Raw genomic sequence first — 9,982 nt, 5'->3', positions numbered from 1 at the left:
GGTACCGGCCACTCGCACCAGCGCCGCCGCCGAGTGCCACCAGGAGAACTGTCATGCCGACGCTCCGTCCCGCGCGCGGATCCAGCGTTCACCGAGCCCTTTGCCCAGTGCTGCAGCGAGGATCGCGGGAATCAACGTCCCGAGAACATAGAGAATCGATCGCCACGAACTCTCCGTCACGGCGTGAACCGCGAAGGACGAGAAGGTGGTGAAGCCGCCGCAGAAGCCCGTGCCGAGAAAGAGGTACCCAACCTTGTTGTGCACGAGGAGGGCCGCGAGAACACCGAGAACGAACGAGCCGACGACGTTGATGACCAGCGTCGTCCAGATGTGGGGAAAGAGCTCCCCCAGACCGTAGCGGCTGAGCGCGCCCAACCCTCCGCCGACGGCAACCGCGCATACCGCAGCCGCCAGTTTCAGATCACCCATGCTCTGGCCTCACCCGAAAGAGCCTACGTCCCGGAGCGGGCTTTCGGCGGGCGAGGAATGAAGTAACTTGTCCGCTGCTGATACTCGCGATAGCCCGGACGCTGTTCCATGTGTCGCTCGAGCAACCGCGCTCCGGTGGCGAAGACCAGGAAGTACGTCATGGCGATCGGTGAGAGGACGGTCAACACCCCCGGCCACACGGACGCCGAGACGAGGAAGATCCCCCACCAGACACACGCGTCGCCGAAATAGTTGGGATGCCGCGTCCATGCCCACAAACCTTGATCCATGATGTGGCCACGGCTGCCCGGATCGGATTTGAACTCCTCCATCTGTCGGTCGCCGACCGTCTCGAAGGTGACGCCGACAATCCACAGCGCGATTCCGAGTACGACAAGAAGTCCGAAGCTGCCGTTCGACACTGCTGCGACCTGGATCGGCAGGGAGACGAACCACAACGAAATCCCCTGCGTGAGATAGATCTTGCGGATCGCATACAGCGTTCGATTACCCGTCGCTCGTCCGAGCATTTCTTCGTACCGCGGGTCTTCACCTTTGCCACGCGATCGAATCGCCATGTGCGTCGCCAACCGCAGACCCCAGATCGCCACGAGTGCAAGCATCAGCAACCGGCGCCAGAGGTCGCCGGTTCCCACTATCGCGGACACGAGCGCGATCAGAACGAAGCCGGCGCCCCACGACACGTCGACAACGTTGTGGCGCCCGATCCGTACACCGATCGTGGCTGTCACCGCCATTCCGACGGCGATCGCCAGCAGACTCGTGAGTGTGACCACTCCGAACGCGCCCCAGTCGAATCCGTTCATCGCCGCGACACCCACTGCGGCCGTACCGGTTCCATACCCGATCGACCATCACCGTGCGGCCGGACCGACAGAATCTGATCGACGCCCATCCTGCCGTCCCGAAATGCCATTCCTCCGCCGACGAGGTAGAGACGCCACACCCGGGCGACTTCGACACCCACGAGATCCACGACGCGATCCCAGTTCGATTCGAAGGTCTCGATCCACGCGTCGACTGTCCGCACGTAGTGCTCACGCAGGGCGTGGACGTCCCGCACTTCGAGTCCACCTTCCTCGATCATCGCAACAGTGCGACCGACGGGCCGCATGTACATGTCCGGCGCGATGAACGACTCGATGAACGGACCTCCCCCGGGGTGCGGGCCAGTGCGGGACATCTGCTGAATCAGCACACGGCCACCGGCAATAACATTGTCGTGGAGCGCTTTCACGTAGGTCGGATAGTTGTCCTCACCGACGTGCTCACCCATCTCGATGGACGCGACCGCATCGAAGGGACCGTCTGGAATCTCTCGATAATCTTGGAGGCGAATCTCGACCCAGTCTTCCAAACCGAGCGCGCGGACCTTCGCGTCGACAAATGCCTTCTGCTCCGCCGAGATCGTGATTCCGACAACCCTGGCGCCGTACTCCCGCGCTGCATGCAGGCTGAGCGAGCCCCAACCACAGCCGACATCGAGAAACCGCAAGCCTCGCGCTCGATCGAGACCGACCTTGCGGCACACCAGGTCCAGCTTGTCTGTCTGTGAGTCTTCGAGCGTGTAGTCCGGTGCATCGGAAGTCCAATAGCCCGAGGAGTACGCCATGTTCTCATCGAGGATCAATTGGTAGAAATCGTTCGACAAATCGTAGTGGTGCCCGATCGCCTCGCGGTCGCGGGCGAGGCTGTGCAGGCGCCCCTTCACCTGAGCCTGCGACGCCGGCGGAGCCAAAGGTCTCCCGAAAGCACCGAAGGATCGCGCAGCCTTGACCGCGGCCAAGACGAGCGACGGTGTCGGGGTAATCGACCCGAGCCCCCGCTCGGCAGACACCTTCCACACGTGTGTGAGTACATCGCCTAGATCGCCCTCGACGTCGAGTTCACCGAGAACATACGCCTGCGCAGCCCCCAACTCGCCGGGATTCCAGAGCAAGCGTCGCAAAACGTTCGGGCTGTAAAGCGTCACCTTCGGAGCATCTTCCGGACCTGCTGTGCTGCCGTCCCATGCAGTCAACCGCACCGGAAGTTCGCCGCCGACAAGTGGACTGAGGATGTCCGAGAGACGACCCGCAACGCCGGCACCTTGTGTCGTTCGATCCATTGTGGCAGTCATCGCTGGTTCCTCCGATCGAGAACAATTTGCTGGACGTCGAGATACCCCGACCGAAACCCCGCCTCGGAGTAGCAGAGATAGAAATGCCACATGCGCGCGAACACTGCGTCGAACCCGAGCGCGGACGCCTCGTCGGTGCGAGCGCTGAATCGCTCGTCCCACAGTCGCAACGTCTGCGCGTAGTGATCGCCCATCGACATCCGCTCACGCACCCGCAGGGTTGTCATGCGCTCGGTGACGTCCTCGATCGCCCGCACCGACGGGAGAAATCCGCCGGGGAAAATGTACTTGTGCACCCAGGTGTAGGTGTTGCGGGTCGCGAGCATTCGATCGTGCGGCATCGTGATGGCTTGGATCGCCGCGCGCCCACCCGGCGCCAGCAGGGCGTCGATCGTCTGGAAGTAGCTTCCCCAGTACTGGTGGCCGACGGCCTCGATCATCTCGACCGACACAACGGCGTCGTACTCCCCCTGTACCTGCCGATAGTCGAGAAGGTCGACCTGAACGCGATCTGCCAGTCCCGCAGCGCTTATCCGCTTCGCTGCCAATTCCTGCTGTTCGACCGAAAGTGTCACCGAGCGCACCGTCGCTCCCCGTTGGGCAGCTCGGATCGCCAATTCTCCCCAGCCTGTGCCGATTTCGAGCACTCGCGAACCGGGTCCGACACCTGCGCCATCCAGCAGTCGATCGATCTTCCGATGCTGCGCCGCTGCGAACACGTCCCACGACGGGGTCGCTCCTACCGACAGATCCTCGAAGAGGGCACTGGAATACGTCATGGTGCCGTCGAGGAACAGTTCGAACATCTCGTTCGAGAGGTCGTAGTGCCGGGAGATGTTCGAGCGCGTGTTCTGCGTCGAATTCCGTTCACTGCGAGGCTGCTTCGGAATGTAGAGGCCTCGTAGCCGCTGCAGGAAGTCGGGAATGAGCGTCGCCACGCGGGAGGCGAAGACTTCCAGGACCGCAGTGAGGTCGGACGCTTCCCAATCGCCCGCCATGTACGACTCGCCGAATCCGATCAAACCACTGTCACCCACACGAGCAGCGAAGTCGTCTGGGCGGTGAATGACCATCAACGGCGAATCGGGGCTACCGCCACCGGAGAACTCACCGTTGGGCATCTGGACACGCAGCGGCAAACGTGCGACCGCCTTGTGGAACAGGGCGCGGGCAACCGGTGATGCAACCCGCACTTTGAGCCCGCTCGGCACTGTGGCGACGCCCGGCCACCGCTCGGTTTCGATCGTGTGAGCGGAAGGTTCGGTGCCGAGAGTGGTTGTGGTCATTGCACTGCCTCCTGCGGGTGATGTTGCGGTCGGGGAACGATGGGTAAGCGCCTGGCCCACAGCCGGATTCCTTGAAATCTGATCTGCGCGGCGACTCGGAGTGGAGCCAGCGGGATGGCGAGCGCACTGCGCACGATCTCGCGCGTCGTCGCCGGCACACAACGACCGGACACCGTGGCCACGAAGGGCGCCTTGCCGTCACGGGCCAGAACTATCGAGAGCGCGAGCGCGGTGTCGGGTAGCGGAAGTCGCATCCGGTACTCGCCGTCCAGATCGTTGAACGGAGATACGTAGAACTCTTTGGACGTGCGAACCGCGCCACGTTCGTCGGTTTCGAGCAGGTAGCAGTGCCGCTCGCCGTAGGTGTTGTGAACCTCGGCAACGACGCACCGCTGACTGCCGTCGTCGTTCAGACACCAGAACACACTCAGCGGGTTGAACACATGGCCGAACACACGCGCGTTCGTAAGCATGAGGATGCGACCGCCGGCGAACTCCAGTCCGTTGGTTGTCAGAAAAGTCTCGACGTTGGCACGAATCGATCGAGTGGGGTCGCCGAGGTGATCCCCGGCGTCGAACTTCGCCAAGGGCCGCAAAGCCTTCGGGAGCTCGGGCAAATCGTCGACGTCGACGAGCCAACTGTAGCTTCGGTACTCGAACTCGTTGTGCAACGGCTCCGTTCGTACGTGTCGGATGCTCGTATGAACGATGGACGGCGTGATGGGAGTAGTCACGGCCACCGACCTCCGACGCGTTCGGCGGCACGCAGGCCAGACAGTGCACCGTCCTCGTGGAAGCCCCATCCGTGGTACGCGCCGGCAAACGCGAGTACGTCCGAGTCCAGCTCGGGAAGCCGCGCTTGAGCGGCGACGGAGGTGGGTGTGTACTGCGGATGCTCGTAGGTCATCTGATCGATCACCGAGTCCGGGGACACCATTTCGCCTCCCCCCAAGGTCACCAGGTAGCGCCGGCCGGTCTCCGGGAGCCGCTGCAACCTCGTCATGTCGTAGCTGACCAGAACGTGATCCGGCTTCGCGTTGCATTCAGGGATGTAGTAGTTCCACGACGCGCGCGCATTGGTGTTGCCGGGCAGCACATTTTCGTCGGTGTGAAGCTGGGTGTGGTTGACGGAGTACGGCATTGCGCCGAGGACCTGGGATTCGACAGGCGTCGGATCCGCCAAAATCTTCAGCGCTTGCTGCGGATGCGTTGCGACCACGGCTGCGTCGAAGGTCTGGATCTGGTCGTCGCCGTCACGAATGTCGACGCGATCATCGAACCGGTGGATTGCGCGCACCGGCGTGTTGAGGCGGATATCCCCGATACTTTTGGCGACGAGACGAACGTATTCGCCCGATCCACCGGTGACTGTTCGCCAGGTCGGCGATCCAGTGACGCTCAGCATTCCGTGGTGATCGAGGAACGAGAACAGGTACCGCGCGGGATATTTCAGGGCCGAGCCGGGATCACACGACCAGACTGCCGACACGAGCGGAGTCATGAAGTGAGCGGTGAAGTAGTCGGAGAACCGGCCGCTGCGCAGAAACACTCCCAGCGTCTGGTCAGGTGCCGACGGATCCGTGTTGTCGAGCAATGCGCGGGCACGGCGATGGAAGCGCTTGACCTCCATCAGCATCGACAGAAAACTGCCGTTCACCAGCAGCCCCGGCGTCGGGAGAACGCCGCGCAAACCTTGGCCTCCCGAGTACTCGAGCCCGCACCCCCCACACCTGACCGACATGCTCATATCGGATTCCTGCGTAGGCACATCGAGTTCTGCGAACAATCTCAACAATGTCGGATAGGTGCGATCGTTGTGGACGATGAACCCCGTGTCGATGGCGAGGCTTCGCCCTTCCGGGTCGGTGACCGAATGGGTGTCCGCGTGCCCGCCGAGCCGTGAATCCGCTTCGTAGAGGGTGACGTCACTGTCCTTACTGAGCACCCACGCCGCTGTCAGACCTGCGACACCACTACCGACGACGGCCACCTTGCGCTTGTCGGAACTCATCGTCGTTCTCCCATCTTTGTTGCGGCTACCCCGCGACTCATTCCTGCGATTGCATCCGCGACGAGGCGATGCCAAGTCGCCGCCCGACGGAGCATGAAGTGGCCTGCGCCGTCGATGCCGATCCATTCAGCGCTCTTACCCGACTTCTGCAGTTCGTCAACTTTCCGGCGAGACGCTGCCGGGTCGGTCCACGAGTCGGCCGTGCCGTGGAGCACAACCAGTGGTGTGTCCGAATGCAGATTCACCGACGTTCCATCGGGCCACCACGGCGCTAGCGCAACCACACCGACCACCGCCGGATCGCCACATAGTTCGGCGGCGACACGTCCGCCCATCGAGTGCCCCAGCAGGATCACCTGAGCTTGTGCATCACGTGTCGTTATCGCATCGAGTGCGGCGCGGGCGTCGGCGACCGGACTGCGCTCGGCACCGTTCCAACCTCGAACTCGATAGCGAGCCTGCACCGCTCTCACACCGGAGAGGCGAAGCTGAGCGGTGAACGGGCACATCCGAAGGTTGGACAGATGCCAGGCGCGAGCCGGGCGATGGCTCGATACCTTTCCTCCAGGCAGCACGAGCGCCATCAGGTGCTGGTCACCGTCCTGCTGTTGCCGTCGGTTGGGCGTCATACATGGCATTCGGAGCCGAAAACCATTTGGATGGGGTTCGTAGAATTTCTTTTGTGAATCGTGAAGCACTCGTCGGCGATGTCCTCGACGCCATGGACACCAACTTGGTATCCCATGCCTGCCACCTGCATGAACACTTGCCGACGGGATCGGTCACGGTCTCTGCAGATGTTGTCGTCGCAGACAGCGGCCTCGCCGACGACACTTTCAACATCATCGCTGGTGCGCGCTTAGCTGTACCTGCTGCTGAAGGCCCGGAAGAAGACCGACGACTACTCGATGTACTCGCGTGGCTTCGAGCAACCGGTCGTCCGTTCTCCTGGTGGACAGGTCCGCGCGACAAGCCCTCTGACCTCGGCGCTCGCTTGTCAGCCCTCGGCTGCGTGCGCTCCGAGGAAGAAAGAGCGATGACGGCAGACTTGGACGTCGTCCCACGCCCAACGCCTGTCTCAGAACTGTGCGTTCAGCGAGTGACGACTCGTTCGCAGCTCGCCGACTACGCCGCCGTGATGGCCGCCAATTGGTCGCCGCCCTCAACCGCGGTAATACGTTTCTTCGAAGACACCGCCGATGACATCCTCGATGAGCGCTCGCGGAGTTCGTTTGTCGTGGGATACGCGAACTCCCAGCCTGTCGCCGGAGCCGAGGTCCATTTTGCCGCCGACGTCGCCGGACTGTACGGCGTCGTCACACTCGAAACGGCGCGCCGACGCGGATTCGGCTCGGCGGTCACCCTTGCCGCACTCGACATCGCCCGCGTGCGAGGTGCCCGAACAGCAGTACTTCAGGCGTCCAGCGACGGCGCACAGCTCTATCGAAACCTCGGCTTCAAGGATGTCGGCACCTACGCCGAGTACTCGATCGGCAGCAGTTAGACGTCCCCGCGGGGACGCTTTCACCCCGTATCCGTGAAGGTGTCGGCACCCACATCTACCATCGAACGTACATTCGAAATGATGTCGGACGCGAGCCGGGGGGCAACCATGAACGCAGCATTAACCGAGAACGCAGCACTGATCGATGAAGATACGCAGGGTTCCAACCGAGACGACGTGGATCAGCTCGGCTCGGAAATCTGCGCCCTCGCCGGCCAGATCGCCGCGGCCACGGCTCGATTCATTACCCTCCTGTCGAAATTCGACGAAGACCGCGGATGGACCGGTCCGGGACTTCACTCGTGCGCCCACCGGCTGTCGTGGAAGTGCGGAATGAGCCTGCACACCGGCCGTGAATACGTTCGCGTCGCCAAAGCGCTCCGACCTTTGCCCGAGATGCGGAAGGCCTTCGAGCAAGGCCGCCTGTCCTACTCGAAGGTTCGCGCCCTCACCCGGGTCACCACACCCTCCAACGAAAAGCAGATGGTTCGGTTCGGATGTGAGGCGCCCGCAGCCCAGATCGATCGCCTCGCCGCAGGTCTGCGTAAAGCAACCGACAATGAATCCGGCAAAAGCAAAGCGCCCGAACATCTTCAGGTCCGCTGGCATTGGGACTCGGATACGGGCGAGTTTGTCATCAAAGGACGCCTACCCGCGCAGGACGGCGCCCGAATCCTCGCAGCATTGGCGGTGGCGGAACGTGAACGCACCCGAACCGCTGCCATCCGCCCTGTCGACGAGAAGGCTACAAAGAACCCGGCCGGAAACATCGGACCAGGACTCGTCGCGATGGCAGAGCTCGCCACCGCCCCAGTCACAGACCGCACGTCCAAGGCCGCCGCCAACGAAGTTGTATTCTTCCACGAAGCGAACACCGTCCGTGTACCGAGTGGACCCGCGCTCCCCCAAAGTGCCGCCGAGGAAGTGCTCTGCAACGCAAAACTTCGTCTGGGAACGACAAAGGAGGGATGCGTTTTGAATCTGGGCCGACGGACCCGCGTCGTCAGCGCCAAACAAATGCTGGCATTGAATTACCGCGACGGATGTTGCCGCACACCGGGTTGCGGGCGCACTCGCTTCTTACACGCACATCACGTGAAATTCTGGGGACGCGGCGGAAATACGGACTTGGACAATCTGATCATGCTGTGCGGCACCTGCCACCGCGCGCTGCATGACGGCCAGTTCACGATCACTGCTCTCGGGGAGCAGAAGTTCGAGTTCCTTTACGCCAATGGTGACGTCATCGACCCAGCACCACCGACCGAGGGATTCGCTGATGGCCTACTGCGCGGAGACATACCCGACGACGCGATCATCCCAAGATGGGACGGCGAGCCCCTTAACCTCGATCACGCGGTCAGCGCCATCCTCGACGGTTGGGCCGCCTGAGGAAACATTGGTCTAGTCCAATCTGAATCTGCCGTGAACAACAGGACAACCCTCACATCCAGGTAGTGCAATTGGTCTAGTCCTATCGCAAGATGCTTAGCGTGACCAAGAAAATCGCACGCACCTCAGCCGCTATCACACTCCTCCTCGCCGGCGCTGTTGCTGCCGGAACTGCAACTGCTGCAGCAATTCCCGGATCGTCCGACCTCAATCCGTCGGCCGCCGAGAAGACAGTTGTCATCGGCCTTGACGGCACCATGCTCAGCCACATCAAGACCGCCGACGCTCCCCGCCTCCAGAAGCTGATCGCCGAAGGAACCAGCGGAGAATCTTCCATCCTCGGCCACACCACCATCTCCGGACCGTCGTGGTCGACCATCCTGACCGGAGTCTGGGACACCAAGCACGGTGTCAAGGACAACACGTACGCAGGCGCCCGCTTCGACCTCTACCCGAGCGTGTTCACACGGTTGGAAATAGCACAGCCCTCTCTGCTCACCGAGTCGATCTCCACCTGGGGCGGCATCGACAACATCGCATCCAGCGGCACGCCGAAAGCCGACGTTGTCGTCACCACTGCCGATGCAGGTTCCGGAGCGGCCACCGACGCTGCGACGGCAGACGCCGTCGCCCGCGACATCACAGACAAGGGACCTGACCTGATCTTCACCCAACTCGATCAGGTGGACGGCGCGGGACATAGCGGCGGCACCAACGGCGCTGCGTACGAAGAGTCCATCGCCTCGGTCGATGCTCAGGTGGGCAAGATTGTCGATGCCGTCGATCAGCGCGCAGCAAAGACCGGTGAGAAGTGGACCGTACTGGTCACTGCGGATCATGGGCACAAGCCCACCGGCGGGCACGGCGGTCAGACACCCGCGGAAGCAACGACATTCGTCATAGCACGCGGCTCGGGATACGCGGCCGGTAAGAACACAGACTCGTACACGATCGCCGACATCACCCCGACAATCCTCCAGAGCCTGGGCGTTGCATTGCCTACCGATTTGGACGGCAAGCCGCTGGCCAAGGAAGCTCCCGGCTTCGTCGGCTCGGTCGACCTGGGATTCTTCGGCTCCTGATCGCAAGAAGTCCCGAGCGCGGCAGCAAAGCGCCGCAACAAAACAGCAGCAAGGCAACAAAAAGGTCGGGCCGGAGAGCGTGTGCTCTCCGGCCCGACCGGTTGTGGAGCAGCCGGGGATTGAAACCGGGTCCTAAGT

The 9,982-nt window shown here is 62.4% G+C and carries 10 protein-coding genes; 3 read left to right on the top strand and 7 right to left on the bottom strand.

Going from position 1 to position 9,982, the window contains the following annotated elements; translation table 11 throughout:
* Positions 1-51: 51 nt before the first annotated feature.
* Genes RWT78_RS24485 through RWT78_RS24455 form a run of 7 tightly spaced genes read right to left on the bottom strand, consistent with a single transcriptional unit; the run spans position 52 to position 6,495 of the window.
* Positions 52-429 (bottom strand): CrcB family protein, encoded by a 378-nt coding sequence (locus RWT78_RS24485; RefSeq protein WP_314681547.1) that lies wholly within the window; start codon positions 427-429, stop codon positions 52-54.
* 23 nt (positions 430-452) lie between these two features.
* A complete protein-coding gene (locus RWT78_RS24480; protein WP_037130102.1) occupies positions 453-1,256 on the bottom strand; it encodes a DUF1295 domain-containing protein in 804 nt (267 codons plus the stop codon).
* Positions 1,253-2,569, bottom strand: coding sequence for a class I SAM-dependent methyltransferase (locus RWT78_RS24475; RefSeq protein ID WP_314681543.1), 1,317 nt, complete (start codon positions 2,567-2,569; stop codon positions 1,253-1,255). Before RWT78_RS24475 ends, RWT78_RS24480 begins: the two co-directional genes overlap by 4 nt.
* Positions 2,566-3,855: a cyclopropane-fatty-acyl-phospholipid synthase family protein gene (locus RWT78_RS24470; RefSeq protein ID WP_277376906.1), complete on the bottom strand. Its 1,290-nt coding sequence runs from the start codon at positions 3,853-3,855 to the stop codon at positions 2,566-2,568. Before RWT78_RS24470 ends, RWT78_RS24475 begins: the two co-directional genes overlap by 4 nt.
* The gene (locus RWT78_RS24465) at positions 3,852-4,595 is read right to left on the bottom strand and encodes a DUF1365 domain-containing protein (protein WP_314681541.1); all 744 of its coding nucleotides are present in this window, start codon (positions 4,593-4,595) and stop codon (positions 3,852-3,854) included. Before RWT78_RS24465 ends, RWT78_RS24470 begins: the two co-directional genes overlap by 4 nt.
* On the bottom strand, positions 4,586-5,866 hold the full coding sequence (locus RWT78_RS24460; protein ID WP_042924499.1) for an NAD(P)/FAD-dependent oxidoreductase: 1,281 nt from the start codon (positions 5,864-5,866) through the stop codon (positions 4,586-4,588). The genes RWT78_RS24465 and RWT78_RS24460 overlap by 10 nt, the downstream gene beginning before the upstream one ends.
* Positions 5,863-6,495, bottom strand: a complete 633-nt coding sequence (locus RWT78_RS24455) for an alpha/beta fold hydrolase (RefSeq protein WP_314681538.1) — start codon at positions 6,493-6,495, stop codon at positions 5,863-5,865. Before RWT78_RS24455 ends, RWT78_RS24460 begins: the two co-directional genes overlap by 4 nt.
* A gap of 53 nt (positions 6,496-6,548) precedes the next feature.
* Here RWT78_RS24455 and RWT78_RS24450 point away from each other — a divergent pair, with 53 nt between their 5' ends.
* The 3 genes from RWT78_RS24450 (at position 6,549) to RWT78_RS24440 (ending at position 9,844) form a co-directional block, all read left to right on the top strand.
* Positions 6,549-7,370, top strand: coding sequence for a GNAT family N-acetyltransferase (locus RWT78_RS24450; protein ID WP_314681537.1), 822 nt, complete (start codon positions 6,549-6,551; stop codon positions 7,368-7,370).
* Between the two features lie 108 nt (positions 7,371-7,478).
* The gene (locus tag RWT78_RS24445) at positions 7,479-8,762 is read left to right on the top strand and encodes a DUF222 domain-containing protein (protein WP_314681535.1); all 1,284 of its coding nucleotides are present in this window, start codon (positions 7,479-7,481) and stop codon (positions 8,760-8,762) included.
* Positions 8,763-8,863: 101 nt separating this feature from the next.
* Positions 8,864-9,844 (top strand): alkaline phosphatase family protein, encoded by a 981-nt coding sequence (locus RWT78_RS24440; RefSeq protein WP_314681533.1) that lies wholly within the window; start codon positions 8,864-8,866, stop codon positions 9,842-9,844.
* Positions 9,845-9,982 lie beyond the last annotated feature (138 nt).

It is taken from the genome of uncultured Rhodococcus sp., from assembly GCF_963525155.1.
GTDB classification, from domain to species: Bacteria; Actinomycetota; Actinomycetes; order Mycobacteriales; family Mycobacteriaceae; genus Rhodococcus_F; species Rhodococcus_F qingshengii.
This window is presented reverse-complemented; position numbering and strand designations above follow the sequence as displayed.